Raw genomic sequence first — 23,020 nt, forward strand, 5'->3', positions numbered from 1 at the left:
AGCGCGACCAGCCGGATAGCGTCAGCTGCTGATCATCGCGCTGTCTTGTTGAGAGCGGTGACGACCAGCGCGAGAATCACCGCCGCGGCGGTGATTTCCCACACGAAAGCCTGCTTGTAGAAAGGCGGCGTGGCGAGCTGCGCCTTGCCGGCGAGAGTGTTGGGGTCCGGTGGATTGAGGAAGAAGACGCCGTAGAGATGCGCCGCCGTGATCGAAACCAGCAGCGCAATGCAGAAGACCAGCGCCACGACCAGCGCTACGGTCACCACACTGCGCACCTTGACGCCCGGCTGGGCCAACGGCAGCAGGTTGTTGATGAGTCCGGCAAGCACCACGAGACCGCTGCCGACCGCGTACAAGCTGATGGAAAAGGGTTGGAAGATCAGCACCAGCGCCATGACGCCGAGGCCAATGATGAAGACCTCGAGGCAGAACGCGCCGGCGCGGCTCATGCCGGAAGAACTGTCGCTCATGACCGTACCGCCTTTCCGGCGCCATCGAAGACATGGGTTTGCCTGGGATCGGGGCGTAGATTCAGCGCCTCGCCGACCTTGACCCGCTGGCTTCTCGTCACCACGACGCGGATGTCGGCGCCTGCCGCCGTGCGGGCATGAATAAGGGTTTCGGCGCCCATGGGCTCGATGAGCTCGGCCCGGGCGGAGATGGTGCCACGGTCCCCCGTATCGGTCGCGGTGAAGGCGCGGGGGCGGACACCGATCGTCACCTTGCCGGGCTGCAGGCGCGCGACCGCCGCGTCCGTGCGGATCGCCAGACTAATGCCGGCCACGGTCATCTCCGCCGTGCCATCGGCGAAGGTCTTGAGGTCGGCCTCGAGAAGATTCATCTGCGGCGTGCCGATGAAGCTCGCCACGAAAGCATTGTCGGGCTTGGCAAAAACCTCGTGCGGTGAGCCGACTTGCTCGATCAGGCCGTCCTTCATGATGGCGATGCGGTCGGCCATGGTGAGCGCTTCGAGCTGGTCATGGGTCACGATCACGGTCGCTTTGGAGAGGCCCTGCAGCACTTCCTTGATCTGGCCACGCATGCTCTGGCGTAGTTCGACATCGAGACGCGACAAGGGCTCGTCGAAGAGGAAGCAATTGGGGTCGCGGACGATGGCGCGGGCCATGGCGGCGCGCTGCTTTTCGCCCTCGGATATCTGGTTCGGCAGCCGGTCGAGAACGTGCTCCAAGTGGAGGATCGCGGCGACGCGGTTGACGCGGGCAGTCCGCTCAGCCCCCGAAATGCCGTCATGATAGAGCGGGAAGGCGATGTTCTCGCCGACCGATGCCGACGGGTAGAGCGCGTAGAACTGGAACACCATGGCGATGTCGCGCTTTTCGGGCGGCAGGTTGTTCATCACCTTGCCGGCGATGACGACCTCGCCGTCAGTGACGCTTTCCAGCCCGGCGATGACGCGCAGGGTCGTCGTCTTGCCACAGCCGGACGGGCCGAGAAGGCAGACGACCTCACCGGCGGCCACCGACAGGTCAACGTCTTTGACCGCGGTGAAGGAGCCGAAACGCTTGGTGACTTTGCGGAGTTCGATGGTTGACATCTCAGCGCTTCACGGTGCCGAAGGTTACGCCGCGCAACAGATGGTTTTGCAAGAAGAAGGTGACCAGGAAGACTGGGACGAGGAACAGGGTTTCGATGGCGGCAAGCAAAGTCCAGTCGGTGCCGCGTCCACCCGACGACACGGCCTGGTTCATGGCGACCGGGACCGTCCTCGTGTCGGGCCCCGAGAGCAACAGGGCGAAGAGGAACTCGTTCCAGGTGAGGATCAGGCCGAACACGAACGTGGCGGCGAGCCCGGCGATGACCTGGGGCAGGCAAATCTTGAAGAACACCCGCATTCCGGACGATCCGTCGATGCGGGCGGCATCCTCGACGTCTGGCGACAATTCATCGAAGAAGCTCTTCATCATCCAGATGGTGAAGGCCAGGTTGAAGGCGGTGTAGAGCATGATGATGCCGAGATACGAGCCCGACAGGCCCGCTACGCGGAACATCAGGATCACCGGAATGATCACCACAATCGCCGGCAGCATGCGCGTGGTCAGGATGATGAACAGGTAGGTGTCATTGCCTTTCAGCGGATAGCGCGAGAAGCCGAAGGCCGCCAGGGTGCCGATGACCAGCGCCAGCAGCACCGACGCCGAGGCGATGAAGATCGAGTTGAAGAAATAACGGTCGAATCCTGTCGCTTCCGGGGCACCGTCCGGCGTCATCGAGCGGGAAAAGACGGACCCAAAATTTTCGAGCGTGGGCTTGAACACAAAATGATCCGGAATCAAGCCGAACAGCGACGTGGGCGACAGCGTCGGAGGCACTAGGAGCGCGTCGCCCTGCGGTTTGAAGGCGGTGAATATTATGAACAGCACCGGCAGAAAATAGATAAAGGCGACGACGGCCACGGCGAGCGTCCGCCCCCAGCCGGCCCTGTCTACTCCGCTGGCCCTGCCGAAGCCGAGCTTTCCCAATATCGATTCGGCCACGGGTCAGGCTCCCTGCGTACGGCGGTTTGCGAGGTACAGGTAGAGGTTCGTGAGAACGATCACCATGAACAGCATCAGATAGGAGATCGCCGCGCCCTCACTCGTCTTGTTCTGCTCGTTGGCGATGCGGATCAAGTGATAGGAGATCGTCAGTGTGTCGTTGCCGCCCTTGGTGAGGAGGATGACGAGATCCGCCAGCTTGAATGCCTCGATGGTGCGGAAGAGAAGGGCCAACATCAGAAGGCCGCGGATGTAGGGAAAGGTGATCATCCAGAATTGCCGCCAGCTGGAAATACGGTCGATGGCAGCGGCCTCGTAAAGGTATTTCGGCACCGAGACGAGGCCCGCTAGCACAAGGAGCATGACGAAGGGCGACCACATCCATGCGTCGGCGAAAACGATTCCCGCCACGGCACCGACTTTGTTGCTCATCAGGATGAACTGGTTGCCGGAGATGGAATTGATGACGTAGCTGAGAATCCCGAATGTCGGGTCATAGTAGTAGGTGAAGAACACGCCAGAGGCGACAACCGAAAGCATCATCGGTGTCAGCACCAGGATCAACAAATACTTGCGCAGCGGAAATTGCTTGGCGAACAGGATGGCCAGCAGAAAGCCGACGATCATCTGCGCGGAGACGGTGAACACGACGAACATGGCGGTATTGATCAGCGCGCCCCAAGTCGCGTGAGCAGCGAGATCGTTGGTAAGGATCCGGACGTAGTTCCCGAGTCCGACGAAGCGGATCGTCTGCTGGTTTGCCTGGTAGGCGAAGAACGAAAGGCCCAGCGACCACAGCAGGGGGAAGATATTCATCACAAACAGAACGGCGATTGCCGGAGCTACCAGCAGGGCGCCGAAGTAGTGGCGGCGATACGCGTTGACGGTAAATGCGGCAGCGACCAACGCAGCCGCGGCGCCCACCACCCAGAAGGAGACAGCCGCCGGCAAGCCCGCCATTGATATGGCCGACACGACGACAGCGACAGCGATGGCGAGTTTCCAGTTGTGGGCAACAACCGCGGTAAGGCGTGGTGTCAGCAGCGTGTTTGAAACAGCGGTCATGGGAGTCCGAAATATGGAGCGCCTGACGTGGCAATGATGGGGAGCGGCTTTTGCCCGCTCCCCGCAGCTATGTCGGAAGGTTACTGGATAAGGCCAGCGTTCTTCAGGAGGTCCTCCTGGAACTTGGCAATGTTATCCAGGGTGGTCTTGGCGTCCTGCTTGCCAGTGATGGCTAGGTCGTACTGGTCCTGCTGCTGGGTGAGCAGTTCGAAGAACTGCGGCACGTGCCACATGTCCTTCTGCCAGTCGAGCGAGTTCGCCCAGGCGCGGTCCCACGGACGATAGGTCGCGTATTTCGGATCGCTGTAGACCGACTTGATCGCGGACTGGCCGCCGCCGGCGGCGAACTGGTGCTGGATATCGGGCGAGAGCCACCACTTCACGAAGCCCACCGCTTCCTTGATTTGCTCAGGCGTCGTCCAGGTGGTGAGAACGAAAGGCTGTCCGCCGATCTGTGACGTACGATTCACCTTGCCGTCGGGGCCGCGCAGGCCTGGCGCCAATCCGAACACCAGCTTGTCGGCAACCTTCGACGTCTTGGGATCGAGCGAGGCTTCGCCGAGACCGATCCAGTCGATGTTCATGGCCACCTTGCCTTCACGGAACAACTGGTCCGAGACGAAGATGTCCATGGTGCCGGTCTTGACCACCGGCGGCATGTACTTCAGCAATTTGAGGAAATGCTCCATGCCCTCGATGGACTTCGGGGAGTTTACGACGCCTTCGGCATGTCCGGTCGGGGCCTTGGTTTCATCCCAGATGCCGCCGCCATGCTGCCAGACGAACGTGTGGACCGAGCTCGTCGAGAAGTCGTAGCCTTTGCCTGCCTGATAGGCGATGCCGTAGAAATCGTCATCCAGCACCTGGCCGGCGAGCTTGTCGCCCTTCTTGCGCTGGAAGAATTCGCCAACATGCTCGAACGTGTTCCAGTCCATGGCGTCAATTTCTTCGCCGGTGCAGGGCAGCTTCTCATTGTACTTCGCCTTGAAGGCGGCCTGCTCGTCGTCGTTGCAGAGCACATCCTTGCGGCCGTAGGTGACCAACACGTCCGGGAACTGCGGGAAGCCGTAATAGTTCGGCGTGCTGTTGGGATAGGTCGAGTAGGCGTTGAGCACGGCGGGATGCATCGACTCCATCGTCGCCTTGAGTTCCGGGTCGGCATCGATGAGATCGTTGATCTTGCGGAAATAGCCGCCTTCGACGAAGGCGCCCAGCCATTGCGAGTCCGACACGATGAAGTTGTACTTCTTTTCGCCCGAGGTCAACGAGGCGTTGACGCGGGTGTAGAAATCCGGCCACGGAATGAAGTCGACATCGAGCTTCACGGTATTGCCAGACTTGGGCTTGTACTGCTCGTCGAAGAACTTCTTCATAATGCGGGTCGGGGGCCAATCCGGCACCGCCATCGTCAACGTCACTTCTTCGGCAGAGGCATAGGTCACGCCTCCCACCAGTAGCGTGGCAGCGAAGCTTGCTGCTGTCGCTAGCCTTTTCACTTTGGTCACCGGCGTCATTCGCGTTTCCTCCCTTGGTTAACCGGATTGCTTCTCGCCGTTCGCGTCAGGTCATTGCCTGGCCGCTCGCGGCGCGGAAGACGTGGATTTTCCTGTTATCGATGGCGATCGATGCCGAATCGCCGGTCCTGATGCTGGCGGCGATCGCTTCCGGCAGCACCATGCGCAACATCTCGCCGCCGGCCACGACCGAGACGATCGTGATGTCGCCGAGCGGTTCGACCAGATGCACCTTCGAGGCAACCCCGGCTTCGCCCTTGGCGGCGAGCCGAATGTCGCTCGGGCGAATGCCGATCAGCGCGGCCTCGCCGGCATCGGCAGTCTTTGGCGCCGTCGCCGGAACCAGAGTCCCGAGCGGCGTGTCGAAAGACCTGGTGTCGGCGCGCACCGAGGCCGTGAACAGATTCATGTGCGGCGAGCCGATCTTGCTGGCGACATAGGTATGGATCGGCTGCTCGTAAAGCTCGTCCGGCGTGCCGATCTGGACGATGCCGCCATCGCGCATGACGGCGATCGCCTCGCCCATCGAGAGAGCCTCGAGCTCGTCGGGCGTGGCATAGATCACGGTCATGCCGAACTGGCGGTGCAGCCGCTTCAGCTCGGCGCGCGTCTCGTGCCGAAGCTTGGCGTCGAGATTGGTGAGCGGCTCATCGAGGAGAAGAATCTTTGGCCGGCGGATCAGGGAGCGGCCGAGCGCGACGCGCTGCTGCTCTCCGCCGGACAGGGTTGCCGGCTTGGCCTTCAGGCGGTGTGTCAGCTTCAGGATCTCGGCGGTCTCTTTCACCCGCTTGTCGATCTCGGCGCGCGCGGCTTTCTCCTCGCGCAGCGGATAGGCGAGATTGTCATAGACCGTGAGGTGGGGGTAAAGCGCGAAAGACTGGAAGACCATCGAGATGCCGCGGCCGGCGATCGGCGCATGGGTCATGTCGCGGCCGCCGATCTCAAGCGTGCCGGAGTCGGCCTGGACGAGGCCGGCGATAGTGCGCAGCGTCGTCGTCTTGCCAACCGAGCTCGGCCCGAAGAGTACGAAGAAGCGGCCTTCGTCGACGGCGAAGCTCAGGTCGTTGATGGCGCGTACGGATCCATAGGCCTTGCTGAGCCCATCGAGGCGCAGCGCAATCCCCTTGCCGGCACTGGCGCGAGGCGACGTCTGCGTCACGATGCGCCACCTCGTGCGGACGGAACACGCGCCATCCGTATGATCCCCCTCGCCCTGCCGAAATGGACTGCGGCTGTCATTCCCGATCCGCCTTTTCTTTCATAATCTGGTATTACCAATTTAAGATGCCCGTCAAGCGCTTTCTTGAAATTCGCCATCACCAAAATAAGCTGAAAACGTCCGCTATATGTTCGTATTTCCTTCATTTTTGGCAGTTCTCCACCTTCATCCCGTTCGCAAAACGCCAATCCCCAAAATTACTGAAATCGCCGACCTTCAAATCTGGTCGAACCAGATTCGCTCCGAGCTACCGCGACGACCGCCCCGGATTGCCCTCGACGACCCCCCAATCGGTCCGCATCGGGAGAAGTCTCGTATCCTGCATCCGCCTTCGTCCAGCCCTCCTCCATGCCCAACTCACGCCGCCACCACCCTTGTCAGGATGGCGTCCGGAGTCGCGCCTGCCGCACCAGTGCTGAGGCCGCCCACTGGGCGACGGCCAGGGTCTCGCCGCTGTCCAGGCCCCAGATGTCCTTCAGCACAATCAGCAGTTCGACGCCGAAAATCAGCGACAGCGCCTGCGCCAGACGCTCGAATTCGCGCGGCGGCAGCTCGCCCCTCAGTGGCGCAAGCGCATCCTCCAGCAGGTCCATGCGATGGCCACGGGTGAAGGGTGGCTCGCCGCCCAGCGTGCCTGCCTGCCCGCGCGCCCATTGGTCCAGCGACAATTTCAGCGCTGCCTTGAACGTTGCCTCGAAGGCCTCGATGCGCGGCATCGCGCTGTCTATCAACTCCGCCACGCGGCGTTCGGCATCTGACGAATCGGATCCCCACTCCAGTATCGGGCCGAGCCCCTCGTCGACCACTGCCTGCACCAGGGCTGCCTGGCTGGGGAAATAGCGATAGGCGGTGGCGCGCGACACTTCGGCCGCTTCCGCGACTTCGCTGACCGAGGGCGTGACGCCCGCCTGCATCAGCCGAGTCGCCGTCTCCAGCATCAGCCGTTTTGTGCGGGCCCGGGGGCCGCGTTCGGCTGGCCCATTGACGTCGTCATTCAGCGCGGCTTGTTGACGTGAGACATCCATGTCAGTACGATACGCGCGTCTCAAAAAATTGCAATGGCCTTTGCTTTCCGAAGGACCAAGCAAAAAGAGCGGCTGGCGGCCCAGCGCCGGTCAGCCGATGGCGGAGAAACGCGATGAAGCGCATCTATGTGGTCGGCACCGCCGACACCAAAGGTGAGGAACTCGCCTTCCTGGCCAATGCCGTCGCCAGGGCCGGCGGCGCGGTCGCTCGTGTCGATATCGGCACGCGCGGCGCGACTGTCCCCGTCGATGTCCCCGCCAGTGAGGTCGCCGCGCATCATCCAAAGGGAGTCAGCGCGGTTCTCGGCATCGACGATCGCGGCGCCGCCGTTGCCGGCATGGCCGCCGCCTTCGCCAACTTTATCCAGTCGCGCGACGATATCGCCGGCGTGATCGGCATCGGCGGCGGCGGCGGCACCTCGATCGTCACCGCCGGCATGCGCGCGCTGCCCCTCGGCCTGCCGAAGCTCATGGTCTCCACCCTCGCGTCGGGCGACACCGCGCCTTACGTCGACGTCTCCGACATCATCATGATGCCGTCGGTGACCGACATGGCCGGGCTAAACCGGCTGTCGCGCGTCGTGCTGCACAATGCCGCCCGGGCGATCGCAGGCATGGCGGCGAAGCCAGCGCCATCAGCCGCCGGCAAGGCTGCGCTGGGGCTTACCATGTTCGGCGTCACCACGCCCTGCGTGACGGCGATCGTCGAGCAATTGCGAGCCGACCATGACTGCATGGTCTTCCACGCCACCGGCACCGGCGGCCGCTCGATGGAGAAGCTCGCCGATTCGGGCCTGCTTGCCGGCGTCCTCGACATCACCACCACCGAGGTCTGCGATTTGCTGTTCGGCGGCGTGCTGCCGGCGACCGAGGACCGGTTCGGCGCGATTGCCCGCACGAAGCTGCCTTACGTCGGCTCGGTCGGCGCGCTCGACATGGTGAACTTTTGGGCGCCGCCGACGATCCCCGAGCGCTATCGCGGACGCCTGTTTTACGAACACAATCCCAACGTCACGCTGATGCGCACCACGGCTGACGAATGCCGCCAGATCGGCGAATGGATCGGCGGCCGCCTCGCCCGATGCGAGGGCCCGGTCCGCTTCCTGATCCCGCAAAAGGGCGTCTCGGCGCTCGATATCGAAGGCGGCGCTTTCTCCGACACGGAGGCCGATCAGGTGCTGTTCGACGCCATCGAGCGCACGATCAAGCCGACCAGGAACCGCATCGTGACGCGCCTGCCGCTGCACATCAACGACCCCGCATTCGCCAAGGCCGCAGCCGAGGCTTTCCTCGACATCGTCAAGAAGTGAGACACGACAAGCATGGCCGCCATTCCGCGCAAGGAAATCCTGGAGAAATTCCGCAAGATGATCGCCGAGGGGGTGCCGATCGTCGGCGGCGGCGCCGGCACCGGCCTGTCCGCCAAGGCCGAAGAGGCCGGCGGCATCGACCTGATCATCATCTACAATTCCGGCCGCTACCGCATGGCCGGGCGCGGCTCGGCTGCCGGCCTGCTCGCTTATGGCAACGCCAACGAGATCGTCAAGGAAATGGCCTATGAGGTGCTGCCGGTGGTGAAGAAGACGCCGGTGCTGGCCGGCGTCAACGGCACCGACCCTTTCGTCATCATGCCGCTGCTGCTGGCCGAGCTGAAGACGATGGCCTTTTCCGGCGTGCAGAATTTTCCGACCGTCGGCCTGTTCGACGGCACCATGCGCCAGAGCTTCGAGGAGACCGGCATGGGCTTCGGCCTCGAGGTCGACATGATCGCCGAGGCGCACAAGCTCGACCTCCTGACCACGCCCTACGTCTTCAATCCCGACGAGGCACGCGCCATGACGAGGGCCGGCGCCGACATCGTCGTCGCCCATATGGGCGTCACCACCGGCGGCTCGATCGGCGCCACCTCGGCGAAAACGCTCGACGGCTGCGTGAAGGAGATCGACGCCATTGCCGATGCCGCGCGCTCGCTGCGCAAGGACGTCATCCTGCTTTGCCATGGCGGGCCGATCTCGATGCCCGACGACGCGCGCTACATTCTCGAGCGCTGCGACGGCCTGCATGGCTTCTATGGCGCAAGCTCGATGGAGCGGCTGCCAGCAGAGGCGGCGATCGCCAGGCAGACGGCGGATTTCAAGGCGATCACGAAAAGGAAGGGATGAGGCAATGGCCGACAGGGAGAAAGTGTTCGTCTATCCGGAGGACGTCAGCGCCTTCGGCTTCGACTGGGGGAGAATGGCCCTCACCGTTGCCCCGGAAGTGAACGGCGCCGAACGCTTTTCCGGCGGCGTCGTCGACCTGCCGCCGGGCAAGGGTCACACCCGCCACAATCATCCCGGCGCCGAAGAGATCATCTTCGTCATCTCCGGCAATGGCGAGCAGATGGTCGAGGGCGAGAGGGGCAACCCGGTGGTGGCGAAAGTCGGTCCCGGCTGCACCATCTACGTGCCGGAAAGCCGCTTCCACTCGACGCTCAACACCGGCGACCTGCCGATGCAGCTCTTCGTCGTCTACTCGCCGGCTGGCCCGGAGCTGGCGCTACGGGAGCTACCGGATTTCAAGCTGCTGCCGGCGGGCAAATAAGGCTGTCGCCATTCTGTCTCGGCGCCATGCGCCGAGACATCGGACTCGAACTCAGAGTCCGCCTCTGTTCCAGCCCCTGCCCCGGTCGCCGAACATCACATAGCCGGCGTCGGTCACCGCGACGGTGTCTTCCAGCTTGATGAAGCCGCGTGTCGGGTGAAGCATGGTCGTCTCGACCGAGAGCACCATGTTTTTTTCCAGCGGCTTTGCCGCATAGGTGCCTTCATAGGCGACCGGATGATTGGTCATCAGGAACGGCGCCTCGTGTGTGATCAGCCCCATGCCGTGCGCGAAGAAATCAGTAAAGGCCGCAACCTTGGAGGCTTTCAGCACGCTCTCCGCATGGGCGATCATGTCGCCGCCGAGAGTGCCGGCCTTCACCTTGGAAAAGGCCGCCTGCTGCACGGTTTCGACTTCCGCCAGCAGATCCTTCAGTTCGGCATCCGGTTCGCCAAGCACGCCCATGCGGCAGAGGTCGCCGATATAGCCGTGGTAATTGCCGCCGGAATCGATCGACATCACCTCGCCCTTCTTCCACGCCTGGCTTGAGGCGGCGCGGTTGTGGCTGGATCCCAGCGTCAGCAGGCAATATTCGAAATGCGCGCCGCGATTGGTCTCTTGGCGCCTGAGCTCCTCGATGATGTCTGTCTTGCTCGTGCCCTCCCGCGCCCAGGCGATCGTCGCCAGCATGGAATCGGTGATCAGTTCGGAGGCGATGCGCAGTTGTTCCAGTTCGGCCCCGGTCTTGATGGCGCGCATGCGCTCCAGCATATCGGTCGCGTCGATCAGCTTGGCATCCGGCAGCGCCTTGTGGATCAGCGTATAGGCGTCCGACGGCAAGAAACCTGGTTCGATGCCGATGCGAGCAGCCGACTTGCCGATCTTCCGCAGATGCTCGACGGCAAGATTGGCGGCATCGAGCGTGCCCCAGCAGGCCGTATGCAAGGTCGGCGTCCAGAACGGATGGTTCTGATGCTCGCCGCCTTCCATCTTGTTGCCGATATAGGCGGCGTGCTCCGGCCCGCCCTTCTCATAGAGAACGATCGGCAGGTAGCGGCTGTGGCCGATCGCATCCATGGCGGCAAAGAAGATGAACTTGTAGCCGCCGAGCAGATATTGGGTGTTGTGCTTTGAGGTGGCGAACAGCACGTCGATGCCGGCCTCCTCCATCAGCCTATCCACCCGCGCCTGGTCGAACGGAATGCTGCTGACCTCGGTTTTGCCCGGAGCGATGTTCATCTGCCTCTCCCTATTTTTCATCGGCCGCAGGAGCGCCGAACGTCACGATCTTTGGCTGTCAGCCAAATCTGCATCATCTCGGCCACTCTGGTCCAGCCAGAATTGATCACTTTAGCACCGAATGCCCTTTCCACCCCGAGTCTTGATCCGACTGGGCATCATCTGGTCCTACCAAATAGCGGCAGGATGACTCTTCGGCTGGCTGGTCCAGCGGACGGAAATTTCAAAGCCAAGCCATGATGCGCCAAATCCGTCTCTGGCGAAACCTTTGCCAAGCGCCATAATCAGCGGATTGCCGCGCCTGCCACGGCGCGAAGACGGGAGTTTGAGCGATGTCGGAATTGACGATTTCACGCCGCGGCCTGCTGGCCGGCTCGGCGCTGCTTCTGGCCTCGACCGCGCTGCCGACCATCGGTTTCGCGCAGACGCCGAAGAAGGGTGGCCGGCTGATCGTCGCCGCCGATTCCGAGCCACGCAACCTCAACCCGGCAATCGTCGCCTCCAACGGCGTCTTCTTCATTTCGAGCAAAATCGTCGAGACGCTGGCCGAGGCCTCCTTCGACGGCAAGGATGGATTGCAGCCGCGCCTGGCGCTCTCTTGGGAAGGTGCGGCCGACGGTCTGTCGGTGACCTTCAAATTGCGCGACGGCGTCAAATGGCACGACGGCAAGCCCTTCACTTCCGCCGACGTCGCCTTCTCGGCGCTGCAGATCTGGAAGCCGCTGCAGAATCTCGGCCGCACCGTGTTCAAGGACCTTGAGGCCGTCGACACGCCGGACGAGCTGACGGCGATCTTCAAATTCGCCAAGCCGACGCCGTTCCAGCTGATCCGCAACGCGCTGCCGGCGCTGACGAGCGTCGTGCCGAAGCACGTCTATGAGAACGGCAAGATCGAGGACAATTCGGCCAACAACGCGCCGATCGGCACCGGCCCGTTCAAATTCGCCGAATACAAGGCCGGGCAATATTACCGGCTTGCGAAGAACGACGCCTACTGGGGCAAGGACGAACCTTATCTCGACGAGATCGTCTACCAGGTGCTGCTGGACCGCACGTCCGCAGCCGCGGCACTCGAAGCCGAAGAGATCCAGCTCGCCGCCTTCTCCGCCGTGCCGCTCGCCGATCTCGACCGCATCTCGAAGGTGCCCGGACTGAAGGTCATCACCAAGGGCTATGAGGGGCTGACCTATCAATTGGTCGTCGAGATCAATCACCGCCGCAAGGAACTGGCCGACCTCAAGGTGCGGCAGGCGATCGCGCATGCCATCGACAAGGATTTCGTCGTCAAGACGATCTTCCTCGGCTACGCGGCGACCGCGACCGGCCCGGTGCCGAAGAACGATCCGCAATTCTACACCGCCGACGTGCCGACCTATCCCTTCGACGTCGCCAAGGCCAATGCGCTGCTGGACGAAGCCGGCTACAAGCGCGCTGACGACGGCAAGCGCTTTGCGCTGAAGCTGCTGCCGGCGCCCTACTTCAACGAGACAAAGCAGTTCGGCGACTATCTGCGCCAGGCACTCGCCGCTATCGGCATCGACGCCGAGATCGTCAACAACGACTCGGCCGCCCACATCAAGGCTGTCTACACCGACCACGCCTTCGACCTCGCCGTCGGCCCGCCGGTGTTCCGCGGCGACCCGGCGATCTCGACCACCATCCTGGTTCAGAGCGGCATTCCCGATGGCGTGCCCTTCTCCAACCAGGGCGGCTACAAGAACGCCGACCTCGACGCACTGATTGCGAAGGCTTCAGAGACGCTCGACACCGCCGCCCGCACCGAGCTCTACAAGGAGTTCCAGAAAAAGGTTGCGGCCGACCTGCCGCTGATCAACGTCGCCGAATGGAGCTTCATCAGCGTCGCAAGCGACAAGGTTGGGAATATAGCCAACAACCCGCGCTGGGCAGTGTCTAACTGGGCGGACACCTATTTGGAATCGTGACACACTCGCGCGGATGAAGGTTTGCGGCGAAATCGTCGTAGATGCACGGACATACGTCGAGCTCTACGATACCCCCCTCTGTCCTGCCGGACATCTCCCCCTCAAGGGGGGAGATCAGCAGCTTGTCTGTCTCGCCAATTCTGCAACGATGGGGATTGGCGAAGCCATTGGTGACAGCCAATCTCCCCCCTTGAGGGGGAGATGTCCGGCAGGACAGAGGGGGGTGCCTGGGCGCGGCATTTCCTTTAGTCGGCTGAGCACAAAGTCTCCGAGACGCGCATGACCCGCGCCCTCACTCTCCTCCGCCGTCGCCTGGTCGGCAGCGTCTTCGTGCTGCTGATCGTCGTCATCGGCAGCTTCCTCCTCCTCGAAGCCGCCCCAGGCGACGCGGTGGACGCCTATATCGTCTCGACTGGCGGCGATGCCGGCATGATCGAATTGCTGCGCCACCGCTGGGGTCTCGACCAATCCGAGCTGACACGCCTCGCCAACTATCTCTGGGCGTTGCTGCATCTCGATCTCGGCCAATCCGTCACCTTCTCGCGGCCGATCCGCGATGTGATCCTCGAACGCCTGCCGACCACGCTGATCCTGATGGGCAGCGCCACCGCGCTTTCCTTCGGCCTCGGCTCGGCGCTCGGCGTCTATGCCGGCGCCAGACCCGGCAGCTTTCGCGACCACTTGCTGTCGATCGGCTCGCTGGCGCTTTATGCCGTGCCCGGCTTCTGGCTCGGGCTGGTGCTGATCGTAGTCTTTGCCGTCGACCTGCGCTGGCTGCCGATCGGCGGCATCGAGACCATAGCCTCGGGCAAGACCGGCCTGGCGCGGGCCGCCGACATCGCCACCCACCTCGTGCTGCCGGTCTCGGCGCTCGGTTTCATTTATCTGGCACTCTATCTGCGCATGATGCGCACCGGCATGGCCGAGGCCTGGCGGCAGGATTTCGTGCTTGCCGCCCGCGCCAGGGGTCTGACGCGCCGCCGCATCGTGCTTGCCCATGTCGCCCGCAACGCGCTTCTGCCATTGGTCACCATGCTCGGCCTACAATCGGCGCAGATGCTCGGCGGCAGCGTCGTCATCGAAAGCGTCTTTGCCGTGCCGGGCCTCGGCCGGCTGGCGCAGGAAGCCGTTGCCGGGCGTGACACGCCGCTGCTGCTCGGCATCATCCTGGTCAGCGCCGTCCTCGTCGTCGTCATCAACCTTCTGGTCGATCTCGCCTACGCCTTCCTCGATCCGCGCGTCGGCGCTAGCGAGGCCGGCGCATGAGCCGCCTGCGTCGTTTCTTCGGCACGCCGGACGCGATCGCCGGCGCCTTCGTCCTCGCCTTGCTCGTCGCAATGGCGTTGGCGGCACCGCTGCTCTTTCCCAGCGACCCGCAGGCAATCGCCGGTCCGGCGCTGCTGCCGCCGTTCCAGGACTGGTCGCTGCCGCTTGGCACCGATCGGCTCGGCCGCGACGTGCTGGCCGAGCTCTTTCACGGCGCCCGCACCTCGCTGGCGGTCGGGCTGGCGGCCGCCGCCGCGGCGCTCCTGATCGGCGCCGTTGTCGGTACTTTAGCCGGCTTTGCCGGGGGCCTGATCGACGAAGTGCTGATGCGCATCACCGACGCCTTCCAGACCGTTCCGAGCTTCCTGCTCGCGCTCGCCTTCGTCAGCATTGTCGGGCCTTCGCTCGGCGTCGTCGTCGCGGCAATAGCGCTTGGCGCATGGACAGGCCCGGCACGCGTGGCGCGTGCGGAAGTGCTGTCGATCCGTGAGCGCGACTATGTCGCCGGCGCCCGCGTCATCGGCATGCATCCGCTGGAGATCGCCTTTCGCGAAGTGCTGCCCAATGCCCTGCCGCCGGTGCTGGCGCTGTCCTCGGTGATCGTCGCGGCGGCAATCCTGACCGAAGCCGCGCTCTCCTTCCTCGGCCTCGGCGACCCCAACCGCGTCACCTGGGGCGGCATGATCGCCGAAGGCCGCGCCGTTTTACGCACTGCGCCATTCCTGTCGATTGTCCCCGGCATCGCGTTGGTGCTGACCGTGCTCGGCGTCTATCTCGCCGGCGAGGGCGTGGTGGAAAGCACCGCGGTACGCAGGAGTCTGTTGTGACCGCCCTGCTCTCGATCCGCGACCTTTCGGTGCGCTACCGTCGCGATGGTGTGGCGGCGGTGAAAGGCATCAGCCTCGACGTCGGGGGCGGCGAGCGCCTGGCGGTCATTGGCGAAAGCGGCTCGGGCAAGAGCACGCTGGCGCTGGCGATCGCGGGGTTGTTGCCTGGGGGCGCCAAGATTGGCGGGCGCGTGGACTGGTTCCTGCCGGAAAGCGCTGGCGCCAAGGCCTCCCTCTCTGTCCTGCCGGACATCTCCCCCTCAAGGGGGGAGATTGGCAGTTCCGTCGCCGGCCTTCTTTTTGCGACCTCGAAAATCGGCGAAGGCAGAGATCACGAGCTAATCTCCCCCCTAGAGGGGGAGATGTCCGGCAGGACAGAGGGGGGCGCGACAGAACGCCGGCCAAGCGAGATTGGCATCGCCCAAACTCCCCACCTCGGCCGCGACATCGGCTTCGTCTTCCAGGACCCCTCCGCCAGCCTAGATCCCGTGATGCCGGTCGGCAAGCAGATCGCGGAAGTCGCGCATACGCATCTCGGCCTCGACTGGCCCCAATCCCTGGCACGAGCCACAACGCTCCTTGAGCGCGTCCACCTGCCTGACCCGCAGGCCATCCTCCGCGCCTACCCGCACCAGCTTTCCGGCGGCCAGAAGCAACGCGTGGCCATCGCCGCGGCAATCGCTGCCGGGCCAAAGCTCTTGATCGCCGACGAGGCGACCAGCGCGCTCGACACCATCGTCCAGGCCGAGATCGTCACCCTGATCAGCCGGCTGGTGGCCGAGGACGGCATGACGCTGCTCTTCATCAGCCACGACATCGCGCTTGCCGCCGCGCTTGCGGATCGCATCGGAGTGCTGCGCCATGGCGAACTGGTCGAACTTGGCGAGACCCGTCAAATCATCGAAGAGCCACGCCACCCTTATACGCGCTCGCTGGTCGATGCTCATCTCGGCCTCGACGCGAAGCCTCTTCTTGACCGGCAAGGCGCCTCGGCATGACCGTGCTCACTGTCTCCAACCTTACTAAGCGCTACCATCGCGGCGGCAAGCCTTTCGCGGCAGTCGACGACGTGTCCTTCGAGATCGGTCCGGCGGAGACGCTGGCGCTCGCCGGGCCGTCCGGCAGCGGCAAATCGACGATCGCGCGGCTGGTGCTGCGGCTGATCGAGCCCGATGCCGGCCGCATCGACTTCGAAAGCGCGGACTTCCTCGCCTTGTCAGGCGCCGCGCTGCGCGCGCGCCGTGCCCGCCTGCAGATGGTGTTCCAGGACCCGCTCGCAGCCTTCAATCCGCGCGCCACGGTCGCGCGCGTGCTGGACGATCCCTTGCGCATCCATGACATCGCCTCACGCACCGAGCGCCCCCGCCGTATCGCGGCATTGCTGGAGCGGGTCGGCCTGGACGCCGGCCTTGCCGCGCGCGCCATCCACGAGATTTCCGGCGGCCAGCGGCAGCGCGTCGCCATCGCCCGCGCCATCGCCACACGGCCGTCGCTGATCGTGCTCGATGAAGCCGTGTCGGCGCTCGACGTTTCGGTGCGCGGGCAGATCCTGGAATTGCTGCTCGACCTGCAAAGGCAGGAACGGATTGCCTATCTCTTCATTTCCCATGATCTCGGCGTCATCCGTGCCGTGGCGCATCGCGTCATCGTCCTCGATGCCGGCCGGATCGCCGAGTGCGGCGACGCCCGCGCCGTCGTCGCCAATCCGCAATCGGCGATCGGCAAGGCGCTGGTGGCGGCGATGCCGAGACTGAATAGGAACAGGCCATGATCCCGCATAGTGGCAACCGGTTTGCGGGCAAGATCATGGTCAAACAACAAAATCAGGACGCATCATGACCGATCCCGAAGCAGCCAGAGCCGAAAAACTGTCGCGCGAGCTCGATTCCGCTTTCCGCAACAGGGCCGACCTCTATCGCCTCTTCCTTGATGAACTGACCGCCGAGCTCGGCGCGGAGAAGGCCGAGGCAGTGATGATCCGCACCATCGAAAAGCGCGGCCGGGAGGTCGCGGCGGCGGCTTTCGCCGATTTCGGCCCCAACGACGCGCCGGCAATCGGCGAGGCGTTCCTCGCCGTCAGCCCGGATGACGGGCGCATGTACCCCACCGATGTCGAACGCGGACCCGACCACATCGCCTTCAAGGTGAGCCGCTGCCCGCTGAAGGATGCCTGGGTCGAGGCTGGCGTCGGCGAGGAAAATCTCGCCACGCTCTGCCGCATCGCCGGCGCCTTCGACCGCGGCCTGTTCGAGGCCACCGGTGTGCGATTCGCCAACGTCACCTGGACGCCGGACAATGGGTCCGGCTGCTGCCACATCGCGCTGACCAACCGCGACGCTTAATGCATGTCGCCCAAAAGTGCGCAGCGGTTTTGGGATTACGACATGCATCAAAACAAAGACTTTAAAGCGCGTCGCCTGAATCCGTTTCATCGCGACGCGCTTTAGCCGGACAATTATTCAGCTCTCGGCAAAGACGTGCAGCTCGCCGCCCGCTTCGTTGATCGCGGCGCGCAGCTCCGCCGCCGGCTCGCTGTCGGTGACGACATCGGAAATCTCGCTCAGCGCGCAGACACGCTCCAGGCCGCTGCGGCCAAACTTGTCGTTGGTGACGACCAGCATGGTCGACAGCGATCGCGCCATCATCGCGCGCTTCACCGCGGCCGCGCCCGAGATCATGTCGCTCGGCCCTTCGGCGTTCAGCGCCGAGGCGCCGATGATGGCGACGTCGGCATTGTAGCGGCGCACGAATTCGACCGTGTCCTCGCCGAGCACCGCGGCCTCTCGGCTGTCATAGGTGCCGGGGCAAAGGATGACGCGGAAGCTGGGATTGGCGCCGGCAACCGAGGCGACGCCGACGGAGTTGGTGATGATCGTCAGGTCCCGGCTGAGCTGCGAGAGGCTGCGCGCGACCTCGTAGGTGGTCGATCCGCCATCGATCATCACGATGCTGCCTTTCTCGATCAGCCCAGCCGCGCCACGCCCGACGCGGGCTCGCTCCTCGACCATGGTGAGACCGCGTTCGGCGATCACAGGTTCCGACGTCACCAGCGAAATGGTCGCGCCGCCATAGGTGCGGTTGAGAAGCCCCGCCTCGCCCAGCTCGATGAGATCGCGGCGGATGGTCTCGCCAGCGACGCCGATGCGGCGCGCAAGCTTCGAGATGCGGATCGATGCCGAGCGCCGGACCTCCGACAGGATCAGCTCATGTCGCTCCTTCTTCGTCAGTCGGCCCGGCTCGATGTTCATCGGTCTTCCTTGGTTGCGGCCGTGGACTGCCTTTGTCGAGTACGCTGGCCGCGCCGTAGATTCGTCCCCAGCGCCGCCAGACATTAGTCACGCCGTGTAAAGGAAGCCAGCCGGGGTCCGTCGAGATTCAGGTCAGGCCGAGCCGAAAATGGTGGCTTCCGAGAACCGGCCTACGCCGACCGTAGCCTTCATAGAGCGGGGACACTTATGAGGGCTTCGGCCGGCGAAGGCCGGAGCGGAGCGTACTTAAAGTACGTGAGCACCGGAAGCGCAGGAAGCCGCCATTTGCAGGCCGGCCTCACCTGAATATCGACAGACCTAGTGCCTGAGCCGGTCGCGCATGGCGTACCACAACATGCCGAGCACATAGAGCGGGCCACGCAGTGTCGTGCCGCCCGGGAACGGCAGCGGCGTCAGCGTCGAGAACAGGTCGAGCCGCGAGGCATCACCCGTGATCGCTTCCGCCAAGAGCTTGCCCGACAGCGTCGACAGGATGACGCCCTTGCCGGAATAGCCATGCGCGAAATAGACCTCGCCGTAATGCCCGACATGCGGCAGGCGCGACGTCGTCACCGATACCAACCCACCCCAGGCATGGTCGATGCGGCAGCCGCGCAATTGCGGGAAGGTCTTTTGCATATGCGGCCGCACGAAGCCGGCAATGTCGGCCGGCGGCGACGGCGTGTAGCGCTCGCCGCCGCCGAACAGCAGACGGCCGTCCGCCGACATGCGGTAGTAATTGACGACGAACAGCGTGTCCGACACGGCGACATTGGCCGGAATGACACTGCGCTCGCCCAAGGGCTCGGTGGCCACGATATAGTTGCCGACCGGCATGATGCGGCTGTTGACGCGTGGCTCCAACCCTTTCAGCAACGCGTCGCCGGCCAGCACCACATGCCTGGCGCGGACTGACCCTTTGTCGGTGAACACTCGGATGGACGGTTCGCGCTCCAGCCGGATGGCAACCGAGTTCTCATGGATGACGACGCCGGCGCCGACCGCCGCTCGGGCGAGCCCAAGCGTGTAGTTCAGAGGATGCATGTGGCCGCCGAGCCTCTCGAAGACAGCCCCCTGATAGGGCGTGTCCACCATCTGCCGCGCCTGCGCCGCCGATAGGATCTCGACATCGGTGAACTTCATCACCTTGGCAAGGCATTTGGCTTCGTCCTCGAAGTCGCGTATGTCGGAACTGTTGACGGCGCCGACCAGATGGCCGGTCTGGCGCAAGTCGCATTCGATGCCGTTGCGCTCGATGATGTCGAGCACCAGCCCGCGCGCCTCGAAGGCCAGATCGAACAGCGCCTTTGCCCGCTCCGGCCCGAAGCTTTTGACCAAGCCCCTGGCACCCTTGCGCAGGCCTGGGATCATCTGGCCGCCATTGCGCCCGGAGGCGCCCCAGCCGATCTTGCCACCTTCGAGCAGCACCACTTTGAGACCACGCTCGGCCGCGTGCAGCGCCGCCGACAGGCCCGTGCAGCCACCGCCCACCACCACCAGATCGGCCTCGACATCGCTGGCTAAAGCCGGATGGTCAGGCGCCGGATTGGCGGTGGCGACATAATAGGACTTGCCGATATCGAGATCGGAATTGAAACCCGTTGAACCCATGATCACACCTTGAGCAACAGATGGTCGCGTTCCCAGGACGTCACGACGCTCTGGAACAGGTCGAGCTCGACGCTCTTCACGCGCAGGTAAGTCTGGAAGAAATCCTCGCCGAGCAGCGCCCGCACGGGCTCGCAGGCGGCAAAGCGGTCCAGCGCCTCCTCCATGGTTTTCGGCAGCGTGCTTTGGCTGCGATAGGCGTTGCCGAAGGCTTCCGGCGAGCGGGCAAGCTTCTCCTCGATGCCGAGATAGCCGGCGATCAGCGAGCCGGCCATGGCAAGGTAGGGATTGGCGTCGGCCCCCGGCAGCCGGTTTTCGATCCGCCGCGCGGCGCGCCCGCCCATCGGCACGCGCAGGCCGCAGGAGCGGTTGTCATGCGACCATTCGATGTTGGCCGGCGCGCTGTGGTTCGGCCGGATGCGCCGGTACGAGTTCACGTTGGGCGCGAACAGCGGCATGATTTCGGGGATGTATTTCTGCAGGCCGCCGATGAAATGCGCGAACATCCCGGTGTCCTCGCCGTCTTTGCCGGCAAACAAGGGCTCGCCCGCCTCGTCGACGATCGACATGTGCAGATGCATCGAACTGCCGGCCTGTGCGGCGATCGGCTTCGCCATGAAGGTGGCGTGCATGCCGCTCGCCTGCGCCGCCTGGCGCGCCAGGCGTTTGAACAACAGCACCTTGTCGGCAAGCGCCAGCGGATCGCCATGCAGGAGATTGATCTCGAGCTGCGCCGTGCCGGATTCGTGGATCAGCGTCTCGACCGGCAAGCCGGCGATAGCGGCATATTCGTAGAGCCGCCGCGTCACCGCCTCGAATTCCTCCAGCGCCTGCATGTCGTAGGGATGCTGCACGCTTTCAGGCCGGCCGTTGCGTCCAACCGGCGCGGTCAAAGGCTGGTCGGGGTTGGGGTTGGGCGCCGTGAGATAGAACTCGAGTTCCGGCGCCATCACCGCGCGCCAGCCACGCCGGCGGTAGAGATCGAGCACGGTTCTCAGCACGTGGCGCGGCGAAGCCATCCATGGCCGATCGTCCATGTGGAACGTGTCGGCAAAAACATAGGCTCTGCCGGCACTGCCGGGCGCAAGACACAAGCTCGAAACGTCCGGCACCATCCGCATGTCGGGATCCTGATAGGCGAAGCCCTCGTCGATGGAGCCGGAATAGCGGCCATCTATGGCGACCAGGAAGGCGCTGCTCGGCAAATAGAGCGCGCGGTCGTCGAGCGACTTCAGGAACTTGGCCGCCGGCAATGTCTTGCCGCGCAGCACGCCGTTGACGTCGGGTACCAGGCACTCGACCTCGCTGATCGCATGCGTTTTCAGCCAGCTTTGCGTGTCCGCGCCGGGGATTGAGGAGTTCAGATTGTCAGGCATTGGTCATGTCCGTACGAAGGAGAGATCGCTTCGGCGGGCATGTCCGTTCCGGGTAGAGCGTTATCTAAGCTGCGTTATCCGAGGACGGACGCCCGCCTGATGGCCGGCCAAAGGCCGGATGCAGAGTGCCTGCACCCCTTCGGTCCAGCCGTCACGAACGACATGCGAGCCGACCTTGGTCTCCTCCGCGCGCTGCAGGTTCTCGTGGCGGCAGCAGCGCATGATCAGTGGCAGCCTGTCGAGACGCGCTTCTTCGCCGCCGGAACGGAACCCGGCCGGGTGCGGAAAGGCGTTTTTGCTGCTTGCATGACAAGCCTCATCGAGGAACCTGGCCTATGGTTTGACCGATCGTCGCGTCCGGCGCAAGCCCAAGCGATGAACGGCTGCCCACCTTTGCCGCGAATTTGCGGCGCACGATCCGACTTACGGAAATCCCGGCGACCGGTAGTTCCTCAACACAGTGATTTTGAAAGACTGCAGGGTTGTCAGTCGGGGCTATCAACGCCCGTTGGGGTAGTCAGCGCAAACGCTGGCGATAAGCTGAAGGCTCCTGAACCTCGTCATTCTAGGGCGGAGCAAGGAGCGTAGCGACGCGCGCAGACCCTAGAATCCATGCCGTTACCTACACCGAGGTGTGCAACGGTGCAGAATTTCTGGACCGCCGCGGCGCTTCCAAGTCACGGCATGGATCCTCGGGTCTGCGCGCGTCGCTACGCTCCTTGCTGCGCCCGTGGATGACGATCGCGATAGGCGTCTCGGCCAATCGCCAAGGCATGCCAACGCACACATAGCCAACCGGTCAAAACTTCTGTGTTAAGGGACCAGCGGGGCTCACCAAAGCACCTCAGCCGACGCTCTCGCCGCCATCCACGACCAAGGCCTGTCCGGTCATGAAGGACGAGCGGTCGGAGACGAGGAACAGGATCGCTTCGGCGATCTCCTCCGCGCTCGCCCAGCGCCCCATCGGGATCTTCGTCCGCACGTAGTTTTCGATCGCTTCACGGCCGCCCATCTGAGCGATGAACGGCTCGTTGAACGGCGTGTCGACCCAGCCCGGGCAGAGCGCGTTGATGCGCACATTGTGTTTTGCGTAGTCGAGCGACATCTGCCGGGTCATCGCAACCACGGCATGCTTGGAGGTGGCATAGGCGATCATCTCGCGATCGTAGAAGACGCCGGAATTGGACGCCGTGTTGAGGATGACGCCACCGCCTTGGGCGATCATCGCCGGCATGACGGCCTTCGCCGCAAGGAACTGCGCCCGCACATTGATCCGCCACGAGGCATCCATCCCGTCCGCGCCCACTTCCGTCAGCATGCCGCCGACCTGGATGCCGGCGTGGCTGTGCAGGATGTCGATGCGGCCATGCCTGCCGAGCGTTCCCTCTATCAGCCCCTCGACGGCGATATCATTGCCGACATCGGTGGCAACCGCGTCGGCGCGGCCGCCGGCTTCGCGGATGTCGCACGCCGTCGCCTCACCCGCCGCCGGATCGCGATCGGCGATAATCACGACAGCCCCTTCCCTGGCCATGATCATCGCCCCGGCGCGGCCGATGCCCGACCCGGCGCCCGTCACCACGGCGATACGATCTTTCAAAATCATGGA

At 63.9% G+C, this 23,020-nt stretch carries 21 protein-coding genes; 9 read left to right on the forward strand and 12 right to left on the reverse strand.

Annotation, left to right across the window (positions count from 1 at the left end; genetic code table 11):
• Positions 1–32: 32 nt before the first annotated feature.
• The 7 genes from RFM68_RS00400 to RFM68_RS00430 all read right to left on the reverse strand — a co-directional run bounded on the left by RFM68_RS00400 (position 33) and on the right by RFM68_RS00430 (position 7,321).
• Positions 33–473 (reverse strand): hypothetical protein, encoded by a 441-nt coding sequence (locus RFM68_RS00400; protein WP_320230684.1) that lies wholly within the window; start codon positions 471–473, stop codon positions 33–35.
• The gene (locus tag RFM68_RS00405; RefSeq protein ID WP_320230685.1) at positions 470–1,558 is read right to left on the reverse strand and encodes an ABC transporter ATP-binding protein; all 1,089 of its coding nucleotides are present in this window, start codon (positions 1,556–1,558) and stop codon (positions 470–472) included. The genes RFM68_RS00400 and RFM68_RS00405 overlap by 4 nt, the downstream gene beginning before the upstream one ends.
• 1 nt (position 1,559) lies before the next feature.
• Positions 1,560–2,498, reverse strand: a complete 939-nt coding sequence (locus RFM68_RS00410) for a carbohydrate ABC transporter permease (RefSeq protein WP_320230686.1) — start codon at positions 2,496–2,498, stop codon at positions 1,560–1,562.
• 3 nt (positions 2,499–2,501) lie between these two features.
• Positions 2,502–3,563 carry a carbohydrate ABC transporter permease gene (locus RFM68_RS00415; protein ID WP_320230687.1) on the reverse strand — a complete coding sequence of 354 codons (1,062 nt, stop codon included), beginning with the start codon at positions 3,561–3,563 and terminating at the stop codon, positions 2,502–2,504.
• An 80-nt stretch (positions 3,564–3,643) separates the two neighbouring features.
• Positions 3,644–5,077 carry an ABC transporter substrate-binding protein gene (locus RFM68_RS00420; protein WP_320230688.1) on the reverse strand — a complete coding sequence of 478 codons (1,434 nt, stop codon included), beginning with the start codon at positions 5,075–5,077 and terminating at the stop codon, positions 3,644–3,646.
• A 46-nt stretch (positions 5,078–5,123) separates the two neighbouring features.
• Entirely contained in the window at positions 5,124–6,236 is a 1,113-nt protein-coding gene (locus RFM68_RS00425) for an ABC transporter ATP-binding protein (protein ID WP_320230689.1), read from the reverse strand.
• Between the two features lie 437 nt (positions 6,237–6,673).
• Positions 6,674–7,321, reverse strand: coding sequence for a TetR/AcrR family transcriptional regulator (locus RFM68_RS00430; RefSeq protein WP_320230690.1), 648 nt, complete (start codon positions 7,319–7,321; stop codon positions 6,674–6,676).
• A 113-nt stretch (positions 7,322–7,434) separates the two neighbouring features.
• On the opposite strand from RFM68_RS00430, the gene RFM68_RS00435 reads away from it, so the two are divergent.
• Genes RFM68_RS00435 through RFM68_RS00445 form a run of 3 tightly spaced genes read left to right on the forward strand, consistent with a single transcriptional unit; the run spans position 7,435 to position 9,904 of the window.
• Positions 7,435–8,631: a Tm-1-like ATP-binding domain-containing protein gene (locus RFM68_RS00435; protein WP_320230691.1), complete on the forward strand. Its 1,197-nt coding sequence runs from the start codon at positions 7,435–7,437 to the stop codon at positions 8,629–8,631.
• Between the two features lie 12 nt (positions 8,632–8,643).
• Positions 8,644–9,483, forward strand: coding sequence for a phosphoenolpyruvate hydrolase family protein (locus RFM68_RS00440; protein WP_320230692.1), 840 nt, complete (start codon positions 8,644–8,646; stop codon positions 9,481–9,483).
• 4 nt (positions 9,484–9,487) lie between these two features.
• Positions 9,488–9,904: a cupin domain-containing protein gene (locus tag RFM68_RS00445; protein WP_320230693.1), complete on the forward strand. Its 417-nt coding sequence runs from the start codon at positions 9,488–9,490 to the stop codon at positions 9,902–9,904.
• Between the two features lie 51 nt (positions 9,905–9,955).
• Here RFM68_RS00445 and RFM68_RS00450 read toward each other — a convergent pair whose 3' ends face one another.
• Positions 9,956–11,143 carry a M24 family metallopeptidase gene (locus tag RFM68_RS00450; RefSeq protein ID WP_320230694.1) on the reverse strand — a complete coding sequence of 396 codons (1,188 nt, stop codon included), beginning with the start codon at positions 11,141–11,143 and terminating at the stop codon, positions 9,956–9,958.
• A gap of 332 nt (positions 11,144–11,475) precedes the next feature.
• Here RFM68_RS00450 and RFM68_RS00455 point away from each other — a divergent pair, with 332 nt between their 5' ends.
• The 6 genes from RFM68_RS00455 to RFM68_RS00480 all read left to right on the forward strand — a co-directional run bounded on the left by RFM68_RS00455 (position 11,476) and on the right by RFM68_RS00480 (position 17,521).
• Entirely contained in the window at positions 11,476–13,086 is a 1,611-nt protein-coding gene (locus tag RFM68_RS00455) for an ABC transporter substrate-binding protein (RefSeq protein ID WP_320230695.1), read from the forward strand.
• A 279-nt stretch (positions 13,087–13,365) separates the two neighbouring features.
• Complete coding sequence (locus RFM68_RS00460) at positions 13,366–14,352, forward strand: ABC transporter permease (RefSeq protein WP_320230696.1); 987 nt, start codon at positions 13,366–13,368, stop codon at positions 14,350–14,352.
• The gene (locus RFM68_RS00465; RefSeq protein ID WP_320230697.1) at positions 14,349–15,179 is read left to right on the forward strand and encodes an ABC transporter permease; all 831 of its coding nucleotides are present in this window, start codon (positions 14,349–14,351) and stop codon (positions 15,177–15,179) included. The genes RFM68_RS00460 and RFM68_RS00465 overlap by 4 nt, the downstream gene beginning before the upstream one ends.
• Positions 15,176–16,177, forward strand: a complete 1,002-nt coding sequence (locus RFM68_RS00470; protein ID WP_320230698.1) for an ABC transporter ATP-binding protein — start codon at positions 15,176–15,178, stop codon at positions 16,175–16,177. The genes RFM68_RS00465 and RFM68_RS00470 overlap by 4 nt, the downstream gene beginning before the upstream one ends.
• On the forward strand, positions 16,174–16,950 hold the full coding sequence (locus RFM68_RS00475) for an ABC transporter ATP-binding protein (protein ID WP_320230699.1): 777 nt from the start codon (positions 16,174–16,176) through the stop codon (positions 16,948–16,950). The genes RFM68_RS00470 and RFM68_RS00475 overlap by 4 nt, the downstream gene beginning before the upstream one ends.
• A gap of 64 nt (positions 16,951–17,014) precedes the next feature.
• On the forward strand, positions 17,015–17,521 hold the full coding sequence (locus RFM68_RS00480) for an L-2-amino-thiazoline-4-carboxylic acid hydrolase (protein ID WP_320230700.1): 507 nt from the start codon (positions 17,015–17,017) through the stop codon (positions 17,519–17,521).
• Between the two features lie 117 nt (positions 17,522–17,638).
• Here RFM68_RS00480 and RFM68_RS00485 read toward each other — a convergent pair whose 3' ends face one another.
• The 4 genes from RFM68_RS00485 to RFM68_RS00500 all read right to left on the reverse strand — a co-directional run bounded on the left by RFM68_RS00485 (position 17,639) and on the right by RFM68_RS00500 (position 23,017).
• Positions 17,639–18,427 carry a DeoR/GlpR family DNA-binding transcription regulator gene (locus tag RFM68_RS00485; RefSeq protein WP_320230701.1) on the reverse strand — a complete coding sequence of 263 codons (789 nt, stop codon included), beginning with the start codon at positions 18,425–18,427 and terminating at the stop codon, positions 17,639–17,641.
• A 318-nt stretch (positions 18,428–18,745) separates the two neighbouring features.
• Positions 18,746–20,041 carry an NAD(P)/FAD-dependent oxidoreductase gene (locus RFM68_RS00490; RefSeq protein ID WP_320231033.1) on the reverse strand — a complete coding sequence of 432 codons (1,296 nt, stop codon included), beginning with the start codon at positions 20,039–20,041 and terminating at the stop codon, positions 18,746–18,748.
• A complete protein-coding gene (locus RFM68_RS00495) occupies positions 20,041–21,411 on the reverse strand; it encodes a glutamine synthetase family protein (RefSeq protein WP_320230702.1) in 1,371 nt (456 codons plus the stop codon). Before RFM68_RS00495 ends, RFM68_RS00490 begins: the two co-directional genes overlap by 1 nt.
• An 844-nt stretch (positions 21,412–22,255) precedes the next feature.
• The gene (locus RFM68_RS00500; RefSeq protein ID WP_320230703.1) at positions 22,256–23,017 is read right to left on the reverse strand and encodes an SDR family NAD(P)-dependent oxidoreductase; all 762 of its coding nucleotides are present in this window, start codon (positions 23,015–23,017) and stop codon (positions 22,256–22,258) included.
• Positions 23,018–23,020: the final 3 nt, after the last annotated feature.

Source organism: Mesorhizobium montanum, assembly GCF_033977145.1.
Taxonomy (GTDB): Bacteria; Pseudomonadota; Alphaproteobacteria; order Rhizobiales; family Rhizobiaceae; genus Mesorhizobium; species Mesorhizobium montanum.

What these genes read in the sequence shown, in the direction of transcription:
- RFM68_RS00400 (WP_320230684.1), bottom strand. Translation starts at nt 473, where the DNA reads ATGAGCGACAGTTCTTCCGGCATGAGCCGCGCCGGCGCGTTCTGCCTC.
- RFM68_RS00405 (WP_320230685.1), bottom strand. Translation starts at nt 1,558, where the DNA reads ATGTCAACCATCGAACTCCGCAAAGTCACCAAGCGTTTCGGCTCCTTC.
- RFM68_RS00415 (WP_320230687.1), bottom strand. Translation starts at nt 3,563, where the DNA reads ATGACCGCTGTTTCAAACACGCTGCTGACACCACGCCTTACCGCGGTT.
- RFM68_RS00420 (WP_320230688.1), bottom strand. Translation starts at nt 5,077, where the DNA reads ATGACGCCGGTGACCAAAGTGAAAAGGCTAGCGACAGCAGCAAGCTTC.
- RFM68_RS00430 (WP_320230690.1), bottom strand. Translation starts at nt 7,321, where the DNA reads ATGGATGTCTCACGTCAACAAGCCGCGCTGAATGACGACGTCAATGGG.
- RFM68_RS00435 (WP_320230691.1), top strand. Translation starts at nt 7,435, where the DNA reads ATGAAGCGCATCTATGTGGTCGGCACCGCCGACACCAAAGGTGAGGAA.
- RFM68_RS00440 (WP_320230692.1), top strand. Translation starts at nt 8,644, where the DNA reads ATGGCCGCCATTCCGCGCAAGGAAATCCTGGAGAAATTCCGCAAGATG.
- RFM68_RS00445 (WP_320230693.1), top strand. Translation starts at nt 9,488, where the DNA reads ATGGCCGACAGGGAGAAAGTGTTCGTCTATCCGGAGGACGTCAGCGCC.
- RFM68_RS00450 (WP_320230694.1), bottom strand. Translation starts at nt 11,143, where the DNA reads ATGAACATCGCTCCGGGCAAAACCGAGGTCAGCAGCATTCCGTTCGAC.
- RFM68_RS00455 (WP_320230695.1), top strand. Translation starts at nt 11,476, where the DNA reads ATGTCGGAATTGACGATTTCACGCCGCGGCCTGCTGGCCGGCTCGGCG.
- RFM68_RS00460 (WP_320230696.1), top strand. Translation starts at nt 13,366, where the DNA reads ATGACCCGCGCCCTCACTCTCCTCCGCCGTCGCCTGGTCGGCAGCGTC.
- RFM68_RS00465 (WP_320230697.1), top strand. Translation starts at nt 14,349, where the DNA reads ATGAGCCGCCTGCGTCGTTTCTTCGGCACGCCGGACGCGATCGCCGGC.
- RFM68_RS00475 (WP_320230699.1), top strand. Translation starts at nt 16,174, where the DNA reads ATGACCGTGCTCACTGTCTCCAACCTTACTAAGCGCTACCATCGCGGC.
- RFM68_RS00480 (WP_320230700.1), top strand. Translation starts at nt 17,015, where the DNA reads ATGACCGATCCCGAAGCAGCCAGAGCCGAAAAACTGTCGCGCGAGCTC.
- RFM68_RS00485 (WP_320230701.1), bottom strand. Translation starts at nt 18,427, where the DNA reads ATGAACATCGAGCCGGGCCGACTGACGAAGAAGGAGCGACATGAGCTG.
- RFM68_RS00495 (WP_320230702.1), bottom strand. Translation starts at nt 21,411, where the DNA reads ATGCCTGACAATCTGAACTCCTCAATCCCCGGCGCGGACACGCAAAGC.
- RFM68_RS00500 (WP_320230703.1), bottom strand. Translation starts at nt 23,017, where the DNA reads ATGATTTTGAAAGATCGTATCGCCGTGGTGACGGGCGCCGGGTCGGGC.